General features: G+C 73.1%; 21 protein-coding genes. 9 read left to right on the top strand and 12 right to left on the bottom strand.

Annotated features, from left to right (window positions below; genetic code table 11):
* Nucleotides 1-180: 180 nt before the first annotated feature.
* Nucleotides 181-1,563: a transcriptional regulator gene (locus tag ACFYT9_RS08035; protein WP_389161731.1), complete on the bottom strand. Its 1,383-nt coding sequence runs from the start codon at nucleotides 1,561-1,563 to the stop codon at nucleotides 181-183.
* Between the two features lie 291 nt (nucleotides 1,564-1,854).
* Between ACFYT9_RS08035 and ACFYT9_RS08030 the strand changes: the two genes are divergently transcribed.
* The 3 genes from ACFYT9_RS08030 (at nucleotide 1,855) to ACFYT9_RS08020 (ending at nucleotide 5,113) form a co-directional block, all read left to right on the top strand.
* The gene (locus tag ACFYT9_RS08030; protein ID WP_376595595.1) at nucleotides 1,855-2,535 is read left to right on the top strand and encodes a bifunctional DNA primase/polymerase; all 681 of its coding nucleotides are present in this window, start codon (nucleotides 1,855-1,857) and stop codon (nucleotides 2,533-2,535) included.
* Nucleotides 2,536-2,621: 86 nt separating this feature from the next.
* Complete coding sequence (locus ACFYT9_RS08025) at nucleotides 2,622-3,473, top strand: ABC transporter ATP-binding protein (RefSeq protein ID WP_387271576.1); 852 nt, start codon at nucleotides 2,622-2,624, stop codon at nucleotides 3,471-3,473.
* On the top strand, nucleotides 3,470-5,113 hold the full coding sequence (locus ACFYT9_RS08020; RefSeq protein WP_389161729.1) for a transporter: 1,644 nt from the start codon (nucleotides 3,470-3,472) through the stop codon (nucleotides 5,111-5,113). The genes ACFYT9_RS08025 and ACFYT9_RS08020 overlap by 4 nt, the downstream gene beginning before the upstream one ends.
* A gap of 99 nt (nucleotides 5,114-5,212) precedes the next feature.
* Here the strand turns inward: ACFYT9_RS08020 and ACFYT9_RS08015 are convergent, their stop codons facing one another.
* Nucleotides 5,213-5,584 (bottom strand): hypothetical protein, encoded by a 372-nt coding sequence (locus ACFYT9_RS08015; protein WP_376605812.1) that lies wholly within the window; start codon nucleotides 5,582-5,584, stop codon nucleotides 5,213-5,215.
* 134 nt (nucleotides 5,585-5,718) lie between these two features.
* Between ACFYT9_RS08015 and ACFYT9_RS08010 the strand changes: the two genes are divergently transcribed.
* Nucleotides 5,719-7,176 carry a hypothetical protein gene (locus tag ACFYT9_RS08010; RefSeq protein ID WP_389161727.1) on the top strand — a complete coding sequence of 486 codons (1,458 nt, stop codon included), beginning with the start codon at nucleotides 5,719-5,721 and terminating at the stop codon, nucleotides 7,174-7,176.
* A gap of 372 nt (nucleotides 7,177-7,548) precedes the next feature.
* Here ACFYT9_RS08010 and ACFYT9_RS08005 read toward each other — a convergent pair whose 3' ends face one another.
* Nucleotides 7,549-7,989 (bottom strand): winged helix-turn-helix transcriptional regulator, encoded by a 441-nt coding sequence (locus ACFYT9_RS08005; protein WP_376605626.1) that lies wholly within the window; start codon nucleotides 7,987-7,989, stop codon nucleotides 7,549-7,551.
* A 214-nt stretch (nucleotides 7,990-8,203) separates the two neighbouring features.
* Here ACFYT9_RS08005 and ACFYT9_RS08000 point away from each other — a divergent pair, with 214 nt between their 5' ends.
* Together ACFYT9_RS08000 and ACFYT9_RS07995 are read left to right on the top strand one after the other, a co-directional pair.
* Nucleotides 8,204-9,625: an MFS transporter gene (locus tag ACFYT9_RS08000; RefSeq protein WP_389162104.1), complete on the top strand. Its 1,422-nt coding sequence runs from the start codon at nucleotides 8,204-8,206 to the stop codon at nucleotides 9,623-9,625.
* 49 nt (nucleotides 9,626-9,674) lie between these two features.
* Nucleotides 9,675-10,238 carry a pyridoxamine 5'-phosphate oxidase family protein gene (locus tag ACFYT9_RS07995; protein WP_389161725.1) on the top strand — a complete coding sequence of 188 codons (564 nt, stop codon included), beginning with the start codon at nucleotides 9,675-9,677 and terminating at the stop codon, nucleotides 10,236-10,238.
* Between the two features lie 26 nt (nucleotides 10,239-10,264).
* On the opposite strand, the gene ACFYT9_RS07990 is transcribed toward ACFYT9_RS07995, so the two are convergent.
* From ACFYT9_RS07990 to ACFYT9_RS07980, 3 genes are read right to left on the bottom strand one after another with little or no spacing between them, the layout of a single operon-like run.
* Nucleotides 10,265-10,735 (bottom strand): glutaredoxin domain-containing protein, encoded by a 471-nt coding sequence (locus ACFYT9_RS07990; RefSeq protein ID WP_389161724.1) that lies wholly within the window; start codon nucleotides 10,733-10,735, stop codon nucleotides 10,265-10,267.
* Nucleotides 10,732-11,376, bottom strand: coding sequence for a DUF6058 family natural product biosynthesis protein (locus ACFYT9_RS07985; RefSeq protein WP_389161722.1), 645 nt, complete (start codon nucleotides 11,374-11,376; stop codon nucleotides 10,732-10,734). The genes ACFYT9_RS07990 and ACFYT9_RS07985 overlap by 4 nt, the downstream gene beginning before the upstream one ends.
* A 53-nt stretch (nucleotides 11,377-11,429) precedes the next feature.
* The gene (locus ACFYT9_RS07980; protein WP_389161721.1) at nucleotides 11,430-11,699 is read right to left on the bottom strand and encodes a hypothetical protein; all 270 of its coding nucleotides are present in this window, start codon (nucleotides 11,697-11,699) and stop codon (nucleotides 11,430-11,432) included.
* A gap of 719 nt (nucleotides 11,700-12,418) precedes the next feature.
* Here ACFYT9_RS07980 and ACFYT9_RS07975 point away from each other — a divergent pair.
* Entirely contained in the window at nucleotides 12,419-14,038 is a 1,620-nt protein-coding gene (locus tag ACFYT9_RS07975) for an IS200/IS605 family accessory protein TnpB-related protein (protein ID WP_389162102.1), read from the top strand.
* On the opposite strand, the gene ACFYT9_RS07970 is transcribed toward ACFYT9_RS07975, so the two are convergent.
* The gene (locus tag ACFYT9_RS07970) at nucleotides 14,035-14,448 is read right to left on the bottom strand and encodes a hypothetical protein (RefSeq protein ID WP_389161719.1); all 414 of its coding nucleotides are present in this window, start codon (nucleotides 14,446-14,448) and stop codon (nucleotides 14,035-14,037) included. The genes ACFYT9_RS07975 and ACFYT9_RS07970 overlap by 4 nt on opposite strands.
* Nucleotides 14,449-14,567: 119 nt before the next feature.
* The gene (locus ACFYT9_RS07965) at nucleotides 14,568-14,978 is read right to left on the bottom strand and encodes a hypothetical protein (protein ID WP_389161717.1); all 411 of its coding nucleotides are present in this window, start codon (nucleotides 14,976-14,978) and stop codon (nucleotides 14,568-14,570) included.
* Between the two features lie 133 nt (nucleotides 14,979-15,111).
* Between ACFYT9_RS07965 and ACFYT9_RS07960 the strand changes: the two genes are divergently transcribed.
* The gene (locus ACFYT9_RS07960; protein ID WP_389161715.1) at nucleotides 15,112-15,879 is read left to right on the top strand and encodes a helix-turn-helix transcriptional regulator; all 768 of its coding nucleotides are present in this window, start codon (nucleotides 15,112-15,114) and stop codon (nucleotides 15,877-15,879) included.
* Nucleotides 15,876-15,986: a DUF397 domain-containing protein gene (locus ACFYT9_RS07955; RefSeq protein WP_387271557.1), complete on the top strand. Its 111-nt coding sequence runs from the start codon at nucleotides 15,876-15,878 to the stop codon at nucleotides 15,984-15,986. Before ACFYT9_RS07960 ends, ACFYT9_RS07955 begins: the two co-directional genes overlap by 4 nt.
* Nucleotides 15,987-16,053: 67 nt before the next feature.
* Here the strand turns inward: ACFYT9_RS07955 and ACFYT9_RS07950 are convergent, their stop codons facing one another.
* The 4 genes from ACFYT9_RS07950 to ACFYT9_RS07935 all read right to left on the bottom strand — a co-directional run bounded on the left by ACFYT9_RS07950 (nucleotide 16,054) and on the right by ACFYT9_RS07935 (nucleotide 22,122).
* Nucleotides 16,054-17,265, bottom strand: a complete 1,212-nt coding sequence (locus ACFYT9_RS07950; protein WP_389161713.1) for an FG-GAP-like repeat-containing protein — start codon at nucleotides 17,263-17,265, stop codon at nucleotides 16,054-16,056.
* 33 nt (nucleotides 17,266-17,298) lie between these two features.
* A complete protein-coding gene (locus ACFYT9_RS07945; protein ID WP_389161711.1) occupies nucleotides 17,299-18,492 on the bottom strand; it encodes an FG-GAP-like repeat-containing protein in 1,194 nt (397 codons plus the stop codon).
* 230 nt (nucleotides 18,493-18,722) lie between these two features.
* The gene (locus ACFYT9_RS07940) at nucleotides 18,723-21,002 is read right to left on the bottom strand and encodes an FG-GAP repeat domain-containing protein (protein WP_389161709.1); all 2,280 of its coding nucleotides are present in this window, start codon (nucleotides 21,000-21,002) and stop codon (nucleotides 18,723-18,725) included.
* Between the two features lie 157 nt (nucleotides 21,003-21,159).
* Nucleotides 21,160-22,122: an alpha/beta fold hydrolase gene (locus ACFYT9_RS07935; protein WP_389161708.1), complete on the bottom strand. Its 963-nt coding sequence runs from the start codon at nucleotides 22,120-22,122 to the stop codon at nucleotides 21,160-21,162.
* Nucleotides 22,123-22,696 lie beyond the last annotated feature (574 nt).

Below are 22,696 nucleotides of genomic sequence, written 5' to 3'. Positions count from 1 at the left end.
ACGCCTCCGGCCCGCGCCCCGTCCGCCCCCCGGGGCTCGTCGTCGCCCTCGCGACACCTGTGCACGCGCTCGCGCCGCACCGGGCGCCGGCCCAAGTGCGCCCGGCACGAGGGCTTTCGCCCGCCGCTCCGGGAGCACGCGCACGGCGTCGCGAGGCAGACGGGACTGTCCCCGCACGCCCTAAGCCGCGTGCACCTCCACGCGGGCCTCGAACTCGCGGACCACCGGCTCGGCCGCGAAGGGCTCCAGGCGGTCCCTCAGGTCCTCCAGGTACTCCGCGCCGCGGGACGACCGCAGGGTGCCGAGGAGTTCGAGCGCGCGCGTGCCCGTACGGCACGCCTCCTCGACCTCCCGCTGCTGCACCCGCGCCGACGCCAGCAGCGCCAGCCCGATCGCCCGCCGCCGTACGCGCCCCTCCGGATGCCCGGCCAGCGACTCCTCCGCCGCCCGGACCGCCGCGTCCGGCCGGAGCAGGTCCCGGTAGCAGTGGGCCAGTTCGTCCGCGAGGTACGCCTGGTCGAAGTGGGCGATCCACACCGGGTCGTCGCCCGCCTCCGGATCGGCCGCCTCCAGCGCGCGTGCGGCCCGGCCCGCCGCCGATTCGAAGGCCCGCACGTCCCCCATCAGCGCGTGCCCGCGCGCCTCCGCCGCCAGGAACATCGCCTCCGCGCGCGGCGGCACCCGCCCCCGGGTCCCCTCCTGCGCGGCGCGCGCCAACTGGGCGATCTCCCGCGGGTTCCCGAGCTCCGCCGCCAGGTGGCTCATCGACGCGGCCAGCACGTAGCCGCCGTAGCCCCGGTCCCCGGCCGCCTGCGTGAGCCGCAGCGCCTGGATGTAGTACCGCTGGGCCAGGCCGGGTTCGCCCGTGTCCACGGCCATGTAGCCGGCCAGCTCGGTCAGCCGGGCGACCGCGCCGAACAGCTCCCGGCCGACCGTCTCCCGGTACGAGCCGGCCAGCATCCCGGAGACCACGCTGTCGAGGTAGTGGACCACCACCGGGCGGACGTGCCCGCTGCCGAAGCGCCGGTCCAGATCGACGAGCGCCGCCGTCATCTCCCGTACCGCCGCCACGTCCGCGCGGCCCACCCGCGCCCCGGCCGCGCGCGCCACCTGCGCGTCCGCGCCGGTGATCAGCCAGTCCCTGCTGGGCTCCACGAGCGCCGAGGCGGCGACCGAGGAGCCGGTCAGGAAGTCGCGGCGGCCCACGTCGCTCCGGTACAGCTCGCAGACCTGCTCGATCGCGCCGAGCACCGTCGGCGCGAACTGGAGGCCGACGCCCGCCGCGAGGTTCCGGCCGTTGGCCATCCCCACCTCGTCGATCGTCACCGTGCGCCCCAGCTTGCGGCCGATGGCCTCGGCGATGACGCCGGGCGCCCGGCCGCGCGGCTGCTGCCCGCGCAGCCACCGCGCCACCGAGGTCTTGTCGTACCGCAGGTCGAGGCCGCGCTCCGCGCCGACCATGTTGACCCTGCGGGCGAGGCCGGCGTTGGAACACGCGGCCTCCTGGATGAGCGCCTGGAGCCGTTCGTTGGGCTGTCGCGGCACGAGTGGCCTGGCTGCCATTGGTGAACCCCCAGACGGGACAGGTACGGACACGAAGTGATCACTGCCCTGCGGATATCCGGTCAATGCCGATGTGAACACGCGAAACCGGACACGTCGGTCGGCGGTCCGCGGGACCCCGTCCCGCCCCCGTCCCGTGTCCGCCCCCGCCCTCTTCCGTACCCTCCCCCGCTCCCCGGTCCCCCGCGCGCCCCCGCGCGTGCACCCATGCGCCCCGCATGCAGGATCGATGCCTCACCCCCGGCGCCGCCGTGCCCGTAACCCCAGGTGACGGGCGCAGTTGTCTTCACCGTGGATGAGACCATCGGAGTCACGACGGAAGCCGCACAGATCCCCCAGCAGCGAGGCGAGCAGCTGCTCGACAGCGCCGTGCGGTATGCGGAAGAGCGGCACTGGGACGTGTTTCCCGGGACCTGGCTGGAAGCCGTCGAGGGCCGGGAGCACTGCTCCTGCGGCACGGCCGACTGCCCCCTGCCGGGCGCGCACGCCGTGAGGCCCGACTGGGCGACGCTGGCGACCGGGAGCGCGGTCGGCGCCCGCCGCATGTGGTCGAAGCAGCCGAAGTCCTCGATCCTCCTCCCCACCGGCCGCACCTTCGACGCGATCGAGGTTCCGGAGGCGGCCGGTTTCCTGGCGCTCGCGCGCATGGAGCGCATGGAGCTGACGCTGGGTCCCGTGACCTGCACCCCGGACCGCCGGATGTTCTTCTTCGTGCTGCCCGGCGCCTCCGCGAAGGTGCCCGACCTGATCCGCAAGCTCGGCTGGGCCCCGGCCTCGCTCGACCTCGCCACGCGCGGGGAGGGCCACTACGTGGCGGCCCCGCCCACCCGGATCGGCGGCCGGGGCGCGGTGCAGTGGGCCCGGCGGCCCACCCCGGCCAACCGCTGGCTGCCGGACGCGGAGGAGCTGGTCAGCGCGCTCGCCTACGCGTGCGGGCGCGAGGCGGCCGAATCGCGCGCACGCCGCCAGTGACCTGGGGTTTCCCCCGGTTCGCCCCTTAGGCTGGCCGAAACGGCGCGAACAGCGCCTCACGGGGACAACCGAAGGGTTGGCGGAACATGCCTGACCAGGCATCTGACGGGACGTTCGAACCGACGGGCGCCGTACCGGAATCATCCGGTGCGGCGCCCGCGGTGCAGGTGGAGGGGGTGTGGAAGCGGTTCGACCAGCAGATCGCGGTGCACGGGATCGATCTGGTGCTGCCGGCGGGGAAGTTCATCGGACTCGTCGGCCCGAACGGCGCCGGCAAGACCACCACCCTCTCCATGATCACCGGCCTGCTGCGGCCGGACTCCGGCCGGATCCGGGTGGCCGGCCACGACGTGTGGGACGACCCCGAGTCGGTGGCGCGGGTGAAGGCGCGGATCGGGATCCTGCCGGAGGGGCTGCGGCTCTTCGAGCGGCTCTCCGGCCGTGAACTCCTGGCGTTCAGCGGGCGGCTGCGGGGGCTGCCCGGCGCGGAGGTCGACAAGCGGGCCACCCAGCTCCTCGACGTGCTGGACCTGGCCGGTTCGCAGCACAAGCTGGTGGTCGACTACTCGACCGGCATGCGGAAGAAGATCGGGCTCGCGGCGGCGCTGCTCCACAACCCGGACGTGCTCTTCCTCGACGAGCCCTTCGAGGGCGTCGACCCGGTGTCGGCGCAGACCATCCGGGGCGTCCTGGAGCGGTACACGAGCTCCGGCGCGACCGTCGTCTTCTCCAGCCATGTGATGGAGCTGGTGGAGTCGCTGTGCGACTGGGTCGCGGTGATGGCCGGCGGCCGGATCAGGGCGCAGGGTCCGCTGGCCGAGGTGAAGGGGGAAGCGGCCACCCTCCAGGAGGCGTTCCTGGAGCTGGTGGGCGCCAACGGGCGGGCCGCCGCGGGCGATTCGCTGGACTGGCTGGGCGGCAAGGGCGAGACGCGATGACGGCGCCGACGACGGCACCGGTGGCGGGGGCGGGGGCCGCCGCGGCCCCCGTGTCGCTCACCCCGGTCTTCGTCCGCCTCAAGCTGGCGCTGATGCGGAACGGGCTGCGGCAGTCGAGCGGGCGCACGGTCGCGTTCGTGGCCTCCCTGGTGATCGTGCTGCTCTTCGCCGCCTTCATGGTGCTCGGTTTCCTGCTGCTGCGGGGGAACGCGGCGGCCGGGGCGGTCTCGGTGCTGACGGTCGCGGTCTTCGCGCTGGGCTGGGCGGTGATGCCGCTGTTCCTGCCGAGCGGGGACGAGACGCTGGACCCCTCGCGGCTCGTGATGTTGCCGCTGCAGCCGGAGCCGCTGGTGCGGGCGCTGCTCGTGTCCTCCCTGGTGGGCACCGGCCCGCTCTTCACGCTCTGTCTGGCGTTCGGGGCGGCCGTCGCCGTGGCGCACGGCGTCGCGGCGACGGTGACCGCGGTGCTCGCGGTACCGCTGGTGCTGCTGGTGTGCGTGGCGCTGTCGCGGGCGATCGCCACGGCGAACGTGCGGCTGCTGACCTCCCGCAAGGGGCGGGACATGGCGCTGCTGTCCGGTCTGGTGATCGCGCTGGGCATCCAGGCGGTCAACTTCGGCCTGCAGGCGCTGGGCCGCGCGAAGGACCTGTCGGTGCTCGACAGCGTCGCCTCGGTGGTGGGCTGGCTTCCGGCGGCCTCCGCGGTGGCTGCGGTGCGGTCGGCGTCCGACGGGGACCTCGTGCTCGCCGCGGCGCGGCTCGCGGTCTCGGTGGCGGCGGTCGGGGTGCTGCTGTGGTGGTGGCGACGGAGCCTGGTACGGCTGATGGTCGAGCCGGACGGTTCGACGATCGGCGCGGCCCCGGACACGGTCAAGGACCCGGCGGCGGGGCGCGGGCTGCTCGTCAGGATGCTGCCCGGAGGCCGTACCGGCGCGGTGATGGAACGGTGCTTCCGCTACATCTGGCGGGACCCCAAGACGAAGGCCTCGTGGGTGACGGTGCTGGCGATCGGCGTGCTCGTGCCGGTCTTCAACGCCTTCCAGGACGCCGGCTCGGTCTACTGGGCCTGCTTCGCCTCGGGCATGCTGGGCATGCAGATGTTCAACCAGTTCGGGCAGGACTCGTCGGCGTTCTGGATGGTGGCGCAGACGATCTCGTCGCCGGCGGACGCGTTCGCGGAGCTGCGTGACCGGGCGTACGTGATGAGCGCGATCACCGTGCCGTACACGGTGGTCGTCGCCGTGGTGACGGCCCTGATCGGCGGCGGCTGGTCACAGCTCCCCGAGGTGTTCGGCCTGGCCTTCGCGCTGCTGGGCGCGATGCTGGCGCTGGGCGTGGTCGTCTCGGTCACGTACCCGTACGGGATCCCCCAGGACTCGCACCGCAACATCGCGCCCGGCCAGGGCGGCATGGCGGTCGCCGCGATCTTCGGCGGCATGTTCGCGGGCCCGCTGCTGTGCGCCCCGCTGGTCGGCCTGCTGATCTGGCTGCGAGTGAGCGACCAGCACGCGCTGCTGTGGCTCCTGCTCCCGCTGGGCGTGACCTACGGCGTCCTGCTGACCTGGGGCGCTCTCAAGATCATGTCGGTGCGGATGGTGAAGCGCCTGCCGGAGATCCTGACGGCGGTCAGCAAGAGCTGACGGGACGCCGACGGGAAGGGGCCGTCCGGCGCGGGGTCGCGCCGGACGGCCCTTTCGCGTCTCCGCCGCCGGATCGGGTCTCGTCCCGGCCGTCTCCGCTCAGCGGAAGGTGTGGGTGACGGTGATCGGGCCGACGATGTGGGCGTTGAAGTCGTCCAGCTCCTCGGCGGGGACCCACAGCTCCAGGATGGTGCGGCCGCCGGCCTGCTGGACGGGGTAGCGGGCGAGGAAGGCGGTGTCGACCTCGAAGCGGGTGACGTGGCCGACGCCGCTGTGCTTCACGTTCCAGTCGCGGGCGATGCGGATCGCGTAGTCCTCGTCGAGCACCGGGTAGAAGATCGGCTGCTCGGGCAGGCGGGGCGGCCAGGCGCGCCAGTCGAGCGCGCGGACCAGGGCGAGCTCCTCGGGGCCGGTGGGGCGCCAGAGGGTCGTCGTCGGTCGCGGGTCGCGTGGGGGCCGGGGGCTGGTCATGGCCGGGACGGTAGCGGGGCGGGGATCGCGGAAGCCAAGGGTTTTCCACAGGAGTTGTCCACAGGGGTGTCGGGGGCGGGGGGTGGCGGTCATGATGCTGAGGAGGGGTTCGGGTGGCGATGGGGGAGGTTCGCGTGGGGTTCTTCGGGCGGCGCAGGCGGAAGGGCACGGAGGGGGCGGAGGGCGCGGAGGGCGGTTCCGCGGGGCGGGGCTCGGTCGGCGAGGACGTCGGCGCGGGCTCGGGCTCGGGCTCGGGACTGACCGAGGCGGAGCGGGAGCGGCTGACGCGGCTGACGCAGGAGGCGTACGAGCAGGGGGTCGGGCATCAGGTGCTGCCGAGCCGGGCGGGGGCGGCGCTGGAGGCCTTCGACCGGTCGGCGAGGTATCTGGACGAGCTGTGCCGGGCGGCGCCCGACGACCCGCGCCTGTGGCACATGCGGGGCGCTCTGCTGTACTCGCGGGCCTCGACGCGGCTGGCGCTGGGGCAGGCCGAGGAGGCGGTGGCGGACCTCGGGGCGTGCGTGGACGCGTACGGGCGGAGCGGTGTGCCGAACGCTGAGCTGCTGGCGGCGGACGCGCTGATACGCCGGGCGCGGGCGTACGGGGAGGCGGGGCGTCCGCTGGCCGCGCTGACGGACGTGGACCGGGCGATCGGTGCCTATGTGGCGGCGGGCGCCTACGAGTCGCCGCATCCGCTGCTGCCGGACTTCGCGCGGGTCCTGGCGCTGGCGTCGGTGGTGCAGCTGAAGGTCGGGGACGTGGACCAGGCGCTGGCGTGCGCCCGGCAGTCGCTGGCCCGGTACAAGGACCTGACCGGGCAGCGGGGCGGACTCGGCCGGGAGGAGGCCGGGTACATGGCGGACGCGGCCGGCGACACCGCCTCGCGGCTGGAGGCGGCCCGGGGCAACTGGGACACGGCGCTCGGGGTGGATCTGGTGGTGCGGGAGGCGGCCGAGGCGGGTGTCGGCGGGCTCGGGCGGGCACTGGCCCGGGAAGGGCTGCATCTGCGGCTGGCCGGCCGGGTGCGGCAGGCCGCGCCGCTGCTGGCCCGGGCGGACGAGCTGGAGCCGGGGGCGGTGGACCGGGAGGAGGAGGTGGCCGCGCTGCCGCTGCCGCCGTCGCTGGCGGACGCGCTCCTGACGGGCGAGGGGCTGCTGCGGGAGCGGCGGGACGGTCCGGTGTCGCACGGCGAACTGGCTCGACTGCGGGAGGAGTTGACGGCTCACGAGTCGTACTCGTCGTCGGTGCGGGTACGGATGGGCGCGACGTTCGCACCGAAGGCGGCCGTGCTGGTGCGGGCGGCGGATCTGCTGCTGCGGGAGGGACAGGTCGCCGAGGCGTGGCGGATCGCGCTGGAGACCCACCTCATATGCGACTCGATCGTCCGCCGCGCGGGGGACGAGGCGCGGCGCCTGCTGCCGGAGCTCGCCGGGCCATGGGGCGACGCCCTGGAGGTGGCCTCCCGGGCGGCGGTGGCGGCGGGCCGGGACTCGTTCGCGGCGGACGTGTCGGCGGCCGCGACGGCACTGCGCGCCAGACTCGCGGAGATCCCGGCCGGAGCGGACGACACCACCGCCGACGCGGAGCGCTGAGGGGCGCCGGGCAGCCGGGGCGCCTGACAGCCGGGTAGCCGGGTGGCTGGGACGCCGGGGAGCCTGGCAGCCGGGTAGCTGGGACACCGGGGAGCCGAGGTCCTGAGGTGCCGGGTGCTGTGGCGCCGGAGATCCGAGGTACCGGGACCGGGCCGACCGGTCGGGCAGGACGGTCGAGCGGGCCGGGCGGGCCGGTCGGGCGGGCGGGCCGGGCGGGCGCGCCGGTCGGGCGGGCGCGCCGGTCGACCAGTCGGCCCGGGCGGCTGGCGGGGTGTCCGGGGTGCCCGCCCCGGCGTCCGGCAGGCCGCCGGGGCGGGCTGCCAGGGCCGGGCCGGCGGTCGGGGTGGGCCGGGTCCTGGGGATCCGGGGGGCTCAGGAGGCCAGGGTCGCGGCCTCCGCCTGCCGGTTGTCGTAGTCGGCGCGGGCGCGGGCGATCTCCTGCTGGTGGGCCTCCGTCCAGCCGACGAGGGCCTGGATGGTGGTGTGGAGGGTCGCGCCGAGCGGGGTGAGGGCGTACTCGACGCAGGGCGGGACGACGGGGTAGACGGTTCGGCTGACCAGGCCGTCCCGTTCGAGCTGGCGGAGGGTCACGGTCAGCATGCGCTGACTGACGCCCTCGATGCGGCGGCGGAGTTCGGAGAAGCGGAGCGGCTGCCGGTCGAGGTGGGCGATGGTCAGCAGCGACCACTTGTCCGCGACGCGGTCGAGGATCTGCCGCACCTCGCACCCCTCGCGGGCGTCCCACTGGAGAACGTCGTAGTGCTGCTCGGTTCCCTCGCAGTAACCAGGTGACGTGAAAGTGCCTTCTTCCATGCTTCCCCAGGCTGCCGGATGATTTCGGTGACGACAAGCGGGAACCGGACTCCCTTTCCGTGACCTGCCGTCAGTCGCCGCGTCCGCGCCCGGACTTCAGGGGATTCCAGGCGCGCGGACCGAGACGCGGAGCGTTCCGCGCCACCCTTCCTTCGCCGACAGGAGCTTCGCCATGCCCTCATCACCGACCCTTCCGAGCAGCGGCACCGACCGCATGAGCGGGCGCGCGTGGGGCGTGCTCCTCGTGCTGTGCGGCGCGATCTTCCTGGAGGGCATCGACGTCGCCATGCTGAACGTGGCGCTGCCCTCGATCCGCGAGGACCTGGACCTGTCCACCGGCATGCTCCAGTGGGTGATGAGCGCCTACGTCCTCGGCTACGGCGGCTTCATGCTGCTGGGCGGCCGGGCGGCCGATCTCTTCGGGCGCCGGCGGATGTTCGTCTTCTGGCTCGTGGTCTTCCTGCTCTTCTCCGGACTCGGCGGCTTCGCCACCGAGGGGTGGATGCTGATCGTCGCCCGGTTCGTGACCGGTGTCGCCGCGGCCTTCATGACCCCGGCGGGCCTGTCGATCATCACCACCGGTTTCGAGGAGGGCCCGCAGCGCAACAAGGCCCTGCTCTTCTACTCCGGCACCGCGGCCGGCGGCTTCTCCGTCGGCCTGGTCGTGGGCGGTCTGCTGGCGGCCGTCGACTGGCGCTGGGTGTTCTTCGCGCCCGTCGTCCTCTCCCTGGTCATCCTGATCGCCGCGGTCGCGCTCATCCCGAAGTCCCCGCGCCCGGAGCGGACGGGCCAGGGCGTCGACCTGGCCGGCGCGCTCAGCGTGACCGCCGCCATCCTGCTGCTCGTCTTCGGAGTCGAGCGCGCCTCGCACGTCTCCGCCGCCTGGACCGCCGGCACGATCGGCGCGAGCCTGGCCCTCTTCCTCGTCTTCGTCGCCGTCGAGCGCCGGTCGGCCTCTCCTCTGGTCCGCCTGGGCATCTTCCGCTCGGGCGCCCTCGTCCGCGCCAACCTGGCCGGCATGCTCTTCGCCGCGGGCTTCTTCGGCTTCCAGTTCATCGCGGTGCTCTACCTCCAGGAGCTGCGCGGCTGGTCGACCCTCCAGACGAGCTTCGCGCTGATCGTCATCGGCGTGGACGCGATCCTCTCCCCGACCCTCACCCCCCGCCTGGTGGAGCGGTTCGGCAACGCCCGGGTCATCTTCGGCGGGCTGCTGCTGGCCTCCCTCGCGTACGCGCTCTTCCTGCCGGTCGGTGCGGACTGGACGTACCTGGCGATGTTCCCCAGCCTGATCATCCTGGGCCTGGCCTTCTCGCTCGCGTACGGCCCGCTGACGATCGTCGCGACGGAGGGGATCGCCGAGGAGGAGCAGGGCGTCGCCGGCGGACTGCTCTACACGTCCTTCCAGTTCGGTGCCGCGCTCGGCCTGTCCGCCGTGACCGCCGCCAACATCGCCGCCACCGACCCCGGCTCGCCCACGGGTCTGCTCGACGGCTACCGGGCCGCCCTCGTCGTGCCGCTGGTCGCCGCCCTGGTCGCCACCGTCGTCAGCGCCTTCGGACTGCGGAGCCGGCCGGGCGGGACGGCCGTCGCCTCGGGCACGCCGGAGTCCCCGGTGCCGGCGGAGGCCGCGCGGTAACGACGGGCAGGGAGCGGGAAGTCCCGGACACCACAGAAGGAGAGACGACATGGCCGCCACCCAGGTGAAGACCTTCGCGGAGATCGAGCAGCAGTTCTTCGAGTACGTCCGGACCATCGCCTACGCCACGATGGTCACCGTCGACAGCAGGTCACGCCCCCGGGCCCGCGTCCTGATGCCCGTGTGGGAGCTGGTCGACGGCAGACCCGTCGGCTGGCTCGCCGTCCACCGGACACCGGTCAAGGCCGCGCACCTCGCCCGCAACCCGCACACCACCTACGCCTACTGGAGCCCCCGGCAGAACGCCGTCTTCGTCGACGGCGTCACCACCTGGGCCGAGGACCCCGAGGTGAAGCGGTACGCCTGGGAGCTGTACCGCGAGGGCAGCCCGGAGGGGGTCGGCTACGACCCGGTCCGCTACTGGCCCGGCGGGCCCGAGGACCCCGGGTTCCACGTGCTGCGGATCGATCCCTGGCGGGTGCAGGTGGTGCGCGGGACGGACCTCCGCAGCCACATCTGGACCGACGAACCGGAGCGGAGCGCGGAGCGGGGCGCGGGTCGGGGCGCGGGTCGGGGCACGGCCGGGGCAGGGGCCGGGGATGCGGGACCGTGACGCCGGGCCGGCGGCGCCGTTCGGCGTCAGCGTGCCGGGCCGGCGTCGGAGTCGGGGTCGGGGTCGGGGTCGTCGATCCGGGCGCGGAGCCAGGCCGGGTCGGGGTTGGTGTGGTGGCGGCCCGCCAGGAGGACGGTGGGGACGGTCTCGTTGCCGTCGTTCACGGCGCGTACGGCCGCCGCCGCCTCCGGGTCGCGCCAGATGTTCACCCAGTGGACACGGCGGGCCCGGCGGCCGAGGCGGAAGCGCAGGCGCAGGCAGAAGGCGCAGCCGGGGCGCCAGTAGACGACCGGCCGCCCGTCGGCCTCGGCCCGGCGCAGGGCCTCCGCCGAGGTGACCGACCTCGGGAAGACCAGCGGGGAGGCGACGGCGGCGAGGAGCAGGAAGACCACCAGGAAGCCCAGGCCGGCCACCGGGCTGCCGTCCGCCACCCGGCTCCCGGCGGCGAGCAGCCCCACGAGGGCCAGGAGGATCGACGTCAGCCAGGCGCGTATCACCGGGCCAGGCTAGCCGCCCCGGCGCGGGGGTGACGGGCGCGGACGGCGTCGACACACGTGTCCCTGGACGTCGGACCGCCGAAGCGGAGCCGGTCGTAGGCGGTGAAGTCAGGCTCCAGCGCGTCGAGTTCGTCGACGAGCGCGTGCAGTCGCGCGGCCCAGTCCGCCGAGCCGGCGTCCGGTGCGTTCTCCGCCGCACCGATCGCGCCCGTCAGGTACTCCTTGCGCCGGATCGTCTCCGGTGTGACCGTGCGCAGGCAGACGTACTGACCGCTGAGGTACGCGTCCCACTCCGCCCGCCCGGCGCGCGCGTCCTCCCAGTGCCCGGTGAACCAGGCTTCGAGGCGGTCGATCCCGCCGGCCCGCTCCGCGAGGTCGAACAGGTCGCGCGGCACCATCTCGGCGCCGTCGGAGCGCAGGTACGAGGGGAGCGGCAGCCGCCGGGCCAGCATCAGCCGCCGGACCTCGGCGGCCTCGCGCCCCCGGGCGGCGCACAGGTCGTCCAGCGGTACGAACTGCGCGCTGACGTAGGCGTCGTCGGCGGCGGACATCGGGTGGTCCCCGTTCACCTCGCGGAACCGTTCCGCGACGCGCCGCCTCAGCGCCGTCTCCGGTGGGTTGTCGGGCAGGGTGTGGGGCATCGATGCCTCCCGTTGTCGGGCGTGCGGGCCGGTCCCGCGCGGGGTTCCCGACGCTAGCCGCGGGACGGTTCGGCCCCCGCCGAACCGTCCGGCGCGCCCGGCAGGAGGCTCGTGCGGTCGAGGGCGTCCCAGGCGCGACCGGGGTGTTCGGCGAAGGCTTCGGCGACGCGGGTGCGCCAGTCGCCGCGGACGGGGGGCGCGTCCGGGCGCTGGGCCTGCGGGTTGGCCCGCCTGGCCGCCTCGCTGCGGCAGGGCCCGCAGAGCGTCTCGTCCGCGACCGGCCGGAACGCGTGGGGCTTGCCGCCCGGGCCCTGGCAGTTCACGAGCGGATTCGGCGCCGGGCGCGGGGCCTCCCCGAACGGGGCTTCGCCGAAGGGGCCTTCCCAGAACGGGGCCTGGCCCAACGGGGCTTCCCAGGCCGGGGCTTCCGTCAGCTCCGGCGGCAGCTTCTCGGTCAGCCGGTGCCGGAGGAACCCGACCGCCGAATGGACGCCGGTACGCGGCAGATGCGCCGTCAGTGCGTGCCGCAGGTCCGCCGTCGAGACGCCCCGCCGCAGCCACTCCGCCGCGAGGGCGGCGAGCCCCCGCGCCTCCCGGACGCCGAGCCGCAGGTCGCGGTCGGCGTGGTGGAGCGTCAGGAGGAGACGTTCGGCGTGGACGAGCGGGGCGTCGGGCGGGGACGGCCGCCCGTCGTCGCGGGGGTCCGCCGGGCCTCCCGGCCCCCTCGGCTCGTCCGGGCCCCTCGGCTCGTCCCGGCCCCCGGGGTCCCCGGCTCGTCTGAGTCCCCCGGCTCGTCCGGGCCTCCCGGCCTCCCAGGCTCGTCCGGGTCGTCCGAGGCGTCCGTCGGTGCCGGGGCTTCGGTGGGTGGGTGGGGGTGGTGAACTGCTGCGGGTTGAGTGATGAGGAGTGCGTGCAAGCGTGTATGAGTGCGTCCTTTGTCGGTGGTGTCGGGGGCTGTCCGGGGCGGTTGTCGGTGGGTGCCGGTAGGTTCGGAGTGTTGGCCAGGAGGGGGTGAGCGGTGCGGGAGACCGCGAATCGGCAGCTGCGTGTGATCGACGCACCGTTCGTCGCGCTCGGTCCGTCCGGTGTGGCGATCCGGACGCGCCTCAAGCGGCTCACCCCGGCCGACGAGGGGGTTCTCCGGCAGACCGGTGAGCACCTGGGCCGTCTCGCGTCCCGGGATCTGGCGGTGCGCTGCGCCCAGGGCCTGGGCCACAGTGCCGGGTCGTGGGCGGCCCGGAAGCAGGGCCTGACCGCAGCGTCCTCGTCCCGCTGGGCCGGGAGCATCACGAAGGCCAGCCATGATCAGTGGGCGCTGTCGCGGCGCGGCCAGCTCGCGTACATCCAGGGTCTGGAGGCCGGGGTGCGGATGCTGATGCACCGGCTGTCGCTCCCGGTCGGGGAGAAGGGCACCAAGCGCACCCCGGGCGGATACCGGTCCAGGCACGAGTGGTTCGTGAAGTCCCGGCGCCTGGCCGTGCTGGAGCACCGCCTGGACGTGGCGCGCGCCGAGCGTGAGGCGGGTGTCGTGCACGTCGTCCGGGGTGGCCGGCGGCTGCTGAACACCCGCCACAACCTGGACGCGGCCCAGCTGACCGAGGAGCAGTGGCGGGAACGGTGGGAGGCCGGGCGGTGGTTCCTCGCCGCTGACGGTGAGTCCGGGAAGCGGTACGGCAACGAGACGATCCGTGTCACCCCGGACGGTGAGGTGTCCATCAAGCTGCCCGCCCCGCTCGCGCACCTGGCCAACGCCCCGCGTGGCCGGTACGTCCTGGCCTCTCAGGTGGCGTTCGCGCACCGGGGCGCCGAGTGGGCCGACCGGATCGCAGGCAACCGGGCGGTCGCCTACCGCATCCACTACGACGCCGGACGCGGCCGCTGGTATCTGACCGCGTCATGGCAGAAGCCGGTCGTCCGGACGGTCCCGCTGGAGACGGCCCGCGCAGCCGGGATGGTCGGGGTGGACACGAACGCCGACCACTTCGCCGCCTACCTGCTCGACCGGCACGGCAACCCGGTCGGTGACCCGCGACGCTTCCCCTACGACCTGTCCGGCACCGCCGGACACCGTGACGCCCAGGTCCGCCACGCCATCACCCGCCTGCTGCACTGGACCAAGCGGTCCGGCGTCACGGCGATCGGCCTGGAGAACCTGGACTTCACCGCCGAGAAGACCCGGGAGAAGCACGGCCGCCGCAAGCGGTTCCGTCAGCTGATCTCCGGCATCCCCACCGGAAAGCTCAAAGCCCGTCTGGTGTCGATGGCCGCCGAGCAGGACATGACGATCGTCGCGGTCGACCCGGCCTACACCTCCATGTGGGGCGATCAGCACTGGCGCAAGCCGCTGACCAGCAACAAGCGAAAGATGTCCCGTCACGACGCCGCGAGCGTCGCGATCGGGCGACGCGCCCTCGGACACCCGATCCGGCGACGGACGACACCGCCCCACGACGACCAGAGCGATCGCCGTGGGCATCGGACCGCCCAGGCCGAACCGGAAACCCCAGGACGTGAGGAAACCCGCCCCCGCGTACCCGGACCACGGACACGATCCGTGCATCCGGACGCGGAGCGAACGCGGGCAACCAGGACACCCAAAACCGTTCGGGATGTCCGCAGTGCACAGGAATGGGTCCAAGGCTCACTCCTGCTCACTGACTAGGAACGGTTGTTCTTCTTCTCTCCGTCTTCGCCTTTGGAGGAGCCCCCGGCCCTCCGACCCGTTGGCTCACCGACCGTCGGATCGGGCACAGTCGGTGACCGGTCGCCGTCCCGTACCGCCCTCGCCTCTTCACGCGTGAGGCTGACGTTCGTGACGAGCTGGGTGGTCTTCCAGAGCCCCTGACCGTCCTGCCATCGCCACTCGTGCAGATGTCCGCACGTGGTGAGCGATTCCTTCGCCTTCTGGTAAGTCCTCGGCTTCATGCCCAGGTCAACGGCGTGTTCGCCGAGCGGCTTCGTGGTGGCCGCGCTCTCCGGGAGCCCCTGGAGGTAGACGAGGAGGACTTTCGCGTCGCTGGTCAGTCGCGGATTCCGGACGACACTGTGCGAGACCTTCGTGTACGCCGACAAGGGCGCGATAGCATGCCGAAGCATTTCTGGTGGACCTCATATCCACTAGCGGTGAAGGCCCTCGGATGGTGTTGGCGCACCCCCGGGGGCCGCTCCATTAACGGAGCGTGATGATGGCGTCACCGTAGCGCAGACTCCACCGCTCGGCGCAACAACTCTCCCTCTACGAACGGATCTTCGAGCGTCGGGAGCGACCTCCAGCCCAGCGGCCACGTCGTCCCGCCGAACGCGGGAATCCCGACGTACGACTCGCTCCGGCCCCCGCCGTACAGCGCCCGAGTCGGCGCGGGCCACGAGTGGCCGGCGGCCGTCCCCGGCGCGAGCAGGAAGTAGACGTTCCGCTCCCGCGTCGCCTCCCGCACGATCGGCCCCGCCCGGAACCCCGTGAACGCCATGAGGTCGTACGCGACCTCCTCCCCCAGATACCCGCCGATCCGCACGGCGTCGAAGTGCACACCGGCGAGGCGGAGGGCGTGGCCGGCGTCGGGGACCCAGGTGGGCTTGGCGTCAAGCGACTTGCGCAGATTCATGACGCCAGCTTTGCGAGCGTGGTCTGCTCTCACCAGGGAGAAAGTGATGTTGTGCAGGACTGTGCACTCGGGGAGGCGGGGTGTGAACGAACAGCGCGGACTGGGATCGGGGCCTGCGAGGACGTTCGGGAGGATGCTGCGGTTCTACCGTGAGCGGGCGGGCATTTCGCAGGAGAAGCTGGCAGCGGCGACCGGATACTCCAAGTCCCAGGTGGCGATGATCGAGCGGGGCGAGCGCCGCGCCCTGGAGCACTTCGTCGCCGTCGCGGACGTGGAACTGGGTGCACAAGGTGCACTGCTGGAACTCGCGAAGGAGGTTCCGCCCGGGTCCGCTCCCGGTGGATTCGAGGAGTACATGCGGGAGGAGAAGAGGGCCGTCTCGATCGCCGGCTACGAATGCCGGGTCATCCCGGGACTCCTTCAGACGCCGGAGTACGCGCGAGCCGTGTTCAACTGCGCGACGCCCCCTTGGTCGGACGAGGAGCGCGAGTCCATGCTCGACGGTCGCATGGCGCGGCAGGCCGTGCTCCATCGGCAGCCTCCGCCGCTCGTCAGCTTCGTCGTGGAGATGGCCACGCTCACCCGCCCCATCGGCGGCCGGCGCGTCCTCAAGGACAACCTGATCCGCATGCTCGACCTCGGCCGCCTGCGGCACGTGGAGATCCAGGTGATGCCCGGCGATGTGGAAGCGCACGCGGGCATCAGCGGGCCCTTCGTACTCCTGGAGACGGAGAAGCGAAAGAACCAGCTCGTCTACGTCGAGGCGCAGAGCAACAGATACCTGCTCACCGAGCAGCCTGACTTGGGTGATGCGTTCGCACGCTACGGAATCCTGCGCTCGCAGGCGCTCTCGTCGGATGCGTCAGCGCGATGGATCGAGCAGGTGGTCCGGGAGCTGTGATCACCGCCCTCCCCGCCGTGCACGTCCGTGACTCAAAGGACACCGACCTCCCCTCCCTCTCCGTCTCCCCCACCGCGTGGGACGCCTTCCTGCGCCGCGTGCGGTAAGGCGGCGGCAACGCACAGGGCCTCCGCCCCTCTCCGGGGCGGAGGCCCTTCCGCGTGCGGTGTCGGATCAGAACGCGCCGTTCAGGCCCCACCAGCCGCTGTCGGCCCGGTTCCAGGCCGCGAGGGCGCCGGTGCCGAGGCCACGGTAGGTGCGGAGCTCGTCCGCGTGCTCCGGCTCCAGGCCGGGGCGCCGGGCGATCGCCGCGAGGTCGGGCTTGCCGTCGCCGGTGAAGTCACCGATCGAGAGGAAGGAGCCCATCGCGTTCCAGCCGCCCGTACCGACCAGCTTGCGGGCGCCGAGCGAGCCGGAGGACGTACCGGGGTACAGCCACAGCTTGCCCGTGGACGCCTCGCGGGCGTAGACGTCGACGCGGCCGTCGCCGTTCGTGTCGCCGGGGCCGGTCAGCGCGTTCATGCTGTTCCAGCCGCCGGTGCCGACCAGCTTGCGGGCGCCGAGCGCGCCGGAGGACGTACCGGGGTACAGGTACAGCTTGCCCGTGGACTTCTCCACCGCGAGGAGGTCGGCCCGGCCGTCGCGGGAGAGGTCACCGACGGCGGTGATCCGGGTCATGGCGTTCCAGCCGCCGGTGCCGACCAGCTTCCGGGCGCCGAACACACCCGTGCCCGTGCCCGGGTACAGCCACAGCTTGCCGGTGGACGCCTCGCGGGCGATCACGTCCTCCTTGCCGTCACCGGTGAAGTCGCCGTGGCGGGTCAGAGCGCTCATCGCGTTCCAGCCGCCACCGACCAGCTTGGCGGTGAAGGCACCGGACAGGGACCAGAGGCGGCCGACCTTGTCGCGGACGAGGACGTCCGCCTTGCGGTCGCCGTTCAGGTCGCCGAAGCCGGCCGCCTTCGGGGAGGTCTCCGCGTACCACGTGGGGTGCGCCTCGCCGCCGCACTCGCGCTCCGTGGGAGCGAGCTCCACCGAGCCGGCGTGCGGGTCCACGACGATGTCGTAGCGGTCGTGGAGGTCCTCGTTCGGGTCCAGGGTCCACAGGGTGCCGAGCTCGTAGTTCGGCAGGTCGTAGACGCAGGCGAACTTCGAGGTGCGGTTGACCTGGGACCGGAACGTGTTGTTCCACGCGCCCAGCGTCGGCAGGGACTTGTTCGTCTTGAACATCGGTCCTGTGGCATTGCCCGTCTTCCAGGCGCAGAAGTAGCCCTTCGGGCAGTCGCTCGCCGCCGCCTGCGCGGGGGCGGCCGTCGCCGTGCCCAGGGCCCCCAGGGCCGCCAGGCCCAGCAAGGACGCCAGGCCCCGCTTCATCGCCTTACGCACATGTCCCCCTCTTGTATATGGCCGAGTCACAGGTCAGAAAGCGCCGTTGAGGTCGTTCCAGTCGGCGTACGGAGCAGCGGCACCCGGCTGGAAGCCGGGCGCGGCCTTGCCCAGGTACGCGGTCTCGACGCCGGCGCGGGTGAGCGCGACGAGGTCGTGGTGCCCGTCCGCGCTGTAGTCGCCGACCGCGAGGAAGGAGGCCATGCCGTTCCAGCCGGTGCCGATCTGCTCGCGGGACCCGAGGGCGGACGCCTTGCCCGGGTACAGCCACAGCTTGCCCGTGGACGCCTCGCGGGCGAGGAGGTCGGCCTTGCCGTCCTTGGTCATGTCGCCGAAGCCGATGAGGGCGTTCATGCTGTTCCAGCCGCCGGTGCCGATCAGCTTGCGGGCGCCGAGCGAGCCGGAGGACGTACCGGGGTACAGGTACAGCTTGCCCGTGGACTTCTCGACGGCGAGGAGGTCGGAGCGCTTGTCGCCGGTGAGGTCGCCGAAGGCGGTGATCTGGGTCATGGCGTTCCAGCCGCCCGTCCCGATCAGCTTCCGCGCGCCGAACACGCCCGTGCCCGTGCCCGGGTAGAGCCACAGCTTGCCGGTGGACGCCTCGCGGGCGATCACGTCCTCCTTGCCGTCACCGGTGAAGTCGCCGTGGCGGGTGAGGGCGTTCATCGCGTTCCAGCCGCCGCCGACGAGCTTGCCGGTGCCGTTGCCGGGGAGGGACCAGAGGCGGCCCGACTTGTCGCGGACGAGGACGTCGGGGACACGGTCGGCGTTCAGGTCGCCGAAGCCTGCGGCGGCCGGCGACTTCACCGCGTACCACTCCGGGTAGGCGGCGAGGCCGGTGCACTCGCGCTCGGTGGCGACGAGGCGGAGCGAGCTGACGCTCCTGCTGCCCGGGCCGCCCCACTCGGTGCCGGAGGGGTTCGGGTCGATCTGCCAGACGTCGCCGTCGTAGCCGTGGTTCGGGTCGTCGTGGATGCAGGCGAACTTGGTGGTGCGGTTGGAGACCGACCGGAACTTGTTGTCCCAGCTGCCGAGGGTGGGGGCGTCGGCCTTGGTCTTGAACATCTCGCCGGTGGCGTTGTCCGTCTTCCAGGCGCAGAAGTAGCCCGCCGGGCAGTCGGCGGGGGCCGCCTGTGCGGGGCCGGCGCCGGCGCCGAGGACGGTGGCGACGGCGAGTCCGAGCGTCGCGGCCGTGGTGGCCAGGCGTCGACGCGAGGTGATGCGCATGCGGTTCCTTCGTGTGGTGCGGGGCTGTGGGTACTGCGGGACTTGCCGGATCGGCTCGGGCACGCGTACGGGATTCTCCGGCAGGGCGGGCAGGGCGCGGACGCTCGCCCTCCGCCCTGCCCTACCCGGCCCCCGATCCGCGCCCCCGGGCTCTCGCCCGGGAGGACCGGCGGCGCCGGGCGTTCGCGGCCGGGCGGGCTCGCTGCCCGGTACGCCGCCCGGTCGCGGGGTCAGAAGAGGTTGTCGAGCGTGGGGCGGTTCCTCACGTGGTCGAGCTGACCGTACGCGAAGGGGGTCCGCCACTGGCCGGTACCCCGGTAGAGGCGCAGGAGGGTCCTGCCGTCGGAGTCCCGGCTCGAGGCGAGGAGGTCCCGGCGGCCGTCCGCGTCGACGTCTCCGATGGCGACGAGGTGGCTGAAGGAACCCCAGCCGCTGCCGATCCGGGTCCGGGCGGTGAAGGTGCCGTCGCCCTTGCCGAGGTGGAGCCACAGGACTCCGGCCTTGTCACGGGCGACGAGATCACCCGCGCCCGCACCGCCGAGGTTACCGGTGGCGATGATCTGGTTGTAGACCCCCCAGCCGCCGCTGATCTTCTTCCGCACCGCGAACGGGGCCTTGGGGTTGCCGGTGCCGCGGTAGAGCCACAGCACGCCGGCCTTGTCCGAGGCCACCAGGTCGGCGCGGCCGTCGCCGGTCAGGTCGGAGCCGGCCGTGATCTGGTTGTAGATCCCCCAGCCGCCGCCGATCCGCGTGCGCGTGGCGAACGGGGTCTTGTGGCCGCTCTTGCCCTCGTAGAACCAGAGGACGCCGGTCCTGTCCCGGGCGACGAGGTCGTCCTGACGGGCCCCGCCGAGGTCGCCGGCGGCGAGGACCTTGTCGTACACGCCCCATCCGCCACCGATCAGGCGCCTGTACGGGGTCTGGCTGTGGTACTCGCTCGGCGGAATGCTGTCGAGGCGCCACATCTTCCTGACGTCGTACGAGGCCAGTTCGCCTCGGCGGTCGACCGAGAGGACGTCCGGGGCGCCGTTGTCGTCGAAGTCGTGCGCCTTGGGCGCGCGGGTGAGGGTGAAGGACCCCTGCCGCTCGACGGCCGGACCGAGGCCGTTGACGGGCTCGGCCCTCATCTTCCACGTGTAGGCGCCGTTGTAGGCCTGGAGACGGCTCTTGAACGCCCCGTTCCAGGTGAAGAATTGGGGGAACCCGGGTACGTGCGTGACGTACGGCCCCTGGTCCATCTCGGCGGTCTGGCCGGACGCCGTGTGGGTGAGGGTGAGTCTCGTCCTGGCGTTGTAGCGGTTGAGCGTCCAGCTGGCGATCGGCTTCCCGCCCAAGCGGTCGAGGTCGATCGTGCCCGTCGGCAGCAGGTTCTCCTTCGTCACGGTGAGGGCGGTCGGACGGTTGAAGGTGCGCAGGAGGGTGACGGTGGGGCTGCCGGTGTCGGGGTCCTGGGCGATGCGGTACAGGCCTTCGCCTTGGGCGAGGGTGCCGCCGAGGGCGAGGAGGCCGCCGTCCGGGGCGTGCGCCACGGAACCGGCGTGGTCCAGCAGCCGCACGTCCGGCGCCCCGCCCTTCAGTGGGCGCGCGGTGAGCGGGAAGTACGGGCTGAGGTATTCCGCGGTGGCGCCGCCCGGGTTGACCAGCATCACCCAGTCGCCCACGTGGTGCACCGTCAGTCCGCCGGTTTCCCAGGTGATCAGCGGCGTGGTGGACACCGGGGTGTCCGTGGCGCGGGAGATCACCTGAAGCTCCGGGTCGGGGTCGTACGGGCGGAGTACCCAGGTCAGGTGGTCCGGGGTCACGGCGATCGCGTCGCTGTTGTGGTCCGAGGGGAGGACGCGGGACGAGGTGATCGCGCCGGTGGCCACGTCCACCGTGCTGAGACGGTAGTGGAAGGAGGGCTCCCGCAGCGTGTAGGTGACGGCGAGGCTGTCCGGGCCGGAGGAGTAGCTGTGCCCCGGACGCGAACCGGCGGGCAGGTCGAGCTTCTGGTTCCTCACCTGGCCCTTCTCGTCCAGGGAGACGAGACGGTACTCAGGCTTCTCGTTCACGTCGGCCACCATCAGCAGTGACTCGCCCACGACACGACTCACCCCGTACGAGTTGGGGCCGGTGTCGAACGTCGAGGTGTCGAACACCACCGGCGCCTTCGTCCCGCTCATGTCGGTGAGCGTGAACACATCCCCCTTCTGGGACACGACGAAATCGGTGCCGGCGCTTCCCCAGTAGAAACGGGCGGGCGGCAGCACCGTGGTGACGCCGTCCGAGAACCGCGTCCACCGGAAGGGGGTGTCGTGCCCGATGCCGGTATGGGTGAGCATGCCGGTCTTCCCCACACTGACCAGCTCGGAATCGAAGGGTATGGACAGCGGCGGGACCGCGTCCGCGGTCGACCCCTGCCCTGACTCGGCGGCGGGGGCCGCGAACGCCGGAGTGCTCAGGGCGCCCGCGCTCAGGGTGCCCGCGCTCAGGGCGAGGGCGAGGGCGAGGGTGGTACTGAGGTGTCTCATGCGAGGACCTTCCGTGCTGAGGCTCGGGGCGACGTCTCCGTCACCCGCGTCAGACTTGCCACAGCGCTTCAAGGTTGTACGGAGTCGTACCCGAGTTCCGCCCCGGCCTCGGTGGGGCAGGACGGGGCGTCAGGGGGTCAGCACGCCCGACGGAGCATCAGGGGGTCAGGACGCCCGTCAGGAACGGGTTCACCGATTCCGCCCACGCCCGGGGGTGGGAGTAGTGGAGGAGGTGGCCGGCGTCGGGGATCTCGGCGTAGGCGCCGTGCGGCAGGACGCGGACCATCTCCTGGGCCTCGGCGCGGCCCAGTTCGCCGTCCAGGCCGCGGAGCACGAGGGTGGGGCAGCGGACCTGGGCGAGGGAGTCCCAGTGGGCGTCGTGGACCCAGGTCTCGCGGGAGGTGAGCATCTGCTCCGGGTCGAAGACGGGGTGCCAGCCGTCCGCGCGCCCGGTCATCACCTCGGCGAAGAACGCGCCCCGCGCCGGGTTCGGCGTCTCCACCCACGGGTCGTCCGCGCCGAACCAGCGGTGCACGGCGTCCAGCGTCGGGAAGGGCGCCGGCCAGCCCCGGAACCAGTCCTGCCAGGCGCGCTGCGAGGCCGCGCCGAGCGCGGAGGCCCGCATGTCGCAGATGACCAGGGCGCGGACCAGGTCCGGGCGCTCGGCGGCGAGCTGCCAGGCCGTCAGCGCGCCCATGGAGTGGCCGACGAGGGTGACGGGGGCGAGTCCGAGCCGCTCGATGACGGCCGCCGCGTCCGCCACGTACGCCTCGCGCGTGAAGGGGCCGCCGGGCGGCTTCTCGCTCGCGCCGTGGCCGCGCTGGTCGAGCGCGATCGTGCGGTGCCCGCCGGCGAGGAGGCCGGCGGCGCGGGCCCAGTGGGCCGCGTGGCCCATGAGGCCGTGGAGCAGTAAGACCGGGGCGCCGGACGGGCGGGGAGGCGCGGCGCGGTCCTCGGGGCCCGAGGGCTGGCGGGCGATGCTCACGGCGGTGGCGCGCGGCAGGGCCGGGCGCGGGGCCGTACGGGCCTCGGGGCCGGAGGCCGTACCGCCCTCGGCCGTGAACTCCCAGGCCGCCAGCCGGATGCCGTCGGCCCCGGTGACGTCGAGTCGTCGCGCCATGATCTGGCACCCCCTCTCTTCCCGTCGAACCCCGCCAGACTATCGAACCCACATTCGAAAATGCGCCTCTGCCGCGCAACACCCCTCGTTCGAGTGACAGGGCTCAAGGATTGGCGCGCGCGGCCGAGGGGAGATCTTCAACGGGAGGCGGACCGCTCGGGGAAAACGGTCCGAGGGGACCGACCTTGAGAGCTCGGGGCTCCAGGTCGGAACAGGGGAGGACAGGCCCCGGCGCCGCGAGGCGCCGGGGCCCTCTGTCGCTCCGGGCACCCCGTCGGACGCGGCGACCGCGGCGCGCGGCACTCGGCGTACGGCCCCCGTCGCTCCCATGGCCCCACCCTTCCGCGCATCACACAGCGCACGCACTTCGCTCCAGCCTGGCACGCCGAGGGCACGCGCGGGGCCATTCCGGCGTAAACGGGGCGCGCGGTGCGGCGCCCGCGCGCGGACGACGGCCACCGGGCCCGCCTGAACGGCGATCGGGGGGCGATCGAGGCCGGTTCCTGACTGACGGGCCCACGGCCGAGATCCACGTCGTGTACGACCCCGAGGCTCCCTCGGACGCGACCGTCGT

It is taken from the genome of Streptomyces sp. NPDC004435 (genome assembly GCF_042873895.1).
GTDB lineage: Bacteria > Actinomycetota > Actinomycetes > Streptomycetales > Streptomycetaceae > Streptomyces.
Note: the sequence above shows the minus strand (reverse complement) of the source record. Positions and strands in the feature narration are given on the sequence as shown.

Bases quoted from the DNA above. Each gene is read 5' to 3' on its own strand.
- ACFYT9_RS07960 (WP_389161715.1), top strand. From the start codon at position 15,112: ATGCTGCGGTTCTACCGTGAGCGGGCGGGCATTTCGCAGGAGAAGCTG.
- ACFYT9_RS07995 (WP_389161725.1), top strand. From the start codon at position 9,675: ATGGCCGCCACCCAGGTGAAGACCTTCGCGGAGATCGAGCAGCAGTTC.
- ACFYT9_RS07935 (WP_389161708.1), bottom strand. From the start codon at position 22,122: ATGGCGCGACGACTCGACGTCACCGGGGCCGACGGCATCCGGCTGGCG.
- ACFYT9_RS08015 (WP_376605812.1), bottom strand. From the start codon at position 5,584: ATGACCAGCCCCCGGCCCCCACGCGACCCGCGACCGACGACGACCCTC.
- ACFYT9_RS08025 (WP_387271576.1), top strand. From the start codon at position 2,622: ATGCCTGACCAGGCATCTGACGGGACGTTCGAACCGACGGGCGCCGTA.
- ACFYT9_RS08005 (WP_376605626.1), bottom strand. From the start codon at position 7,989: ATGGAAGAAGGCACTTTCACGTCACCTGGTTACTGCGAGGGAACCGAG.
- ACFYT9_RS07965 (WP_389161717.1), bottom strand. From the start codon at position 14,978: ATGAATCTGCGCAAGTCGCTTGACGCCAAGCCCACCTGGGTCCCCGAC.
- ACFYT9_RS08020 (WP_389161729.1), top strand. From the start codon at position 3,470: ATGACGGCGCCGACGACGGCACCGGTGGCGGGGGCGGGGGCCGCCGCG.
- ACFYT9_RS07940 (WP_389161709.1), bottom strand. From the start codon at position 21,002: ATGAGACACCTCAGTACCACCCTCGCCCTCGCCCTCGCCCTGAGCGCG.
- ACFYT9_RS08035 (WP_389161731.1), bottom strand. From the start codon at position 1,563: ATGGCAGCCAGGCCACTCGTGCCGCGACAGCCCAACGAACGGCTCCAG.
- ACFYT9_RS07945 (WP_389161711.1), bottom strand. From the start codon at position 18,492: ATGCGCATCACCTCGCGTCGACGCCTGGCCACCACGGCCGCGACGCTC.
- ACFYT9_RS07985 (WP_389161722.1), bottom strand. From the start codon at position 11,376: ATGCCCCACACCCTGCCCGACAACCCACCGGAGACGGCGCTGAGGCGG.
- ACFYT9_RS08000 (WP_389162104.1), top strand. From the start codon at position 8,204: ATGAGCGGGCGCGCGTGGGGCGTGCTCCTCGTGCTGTGCGGCGCGATC.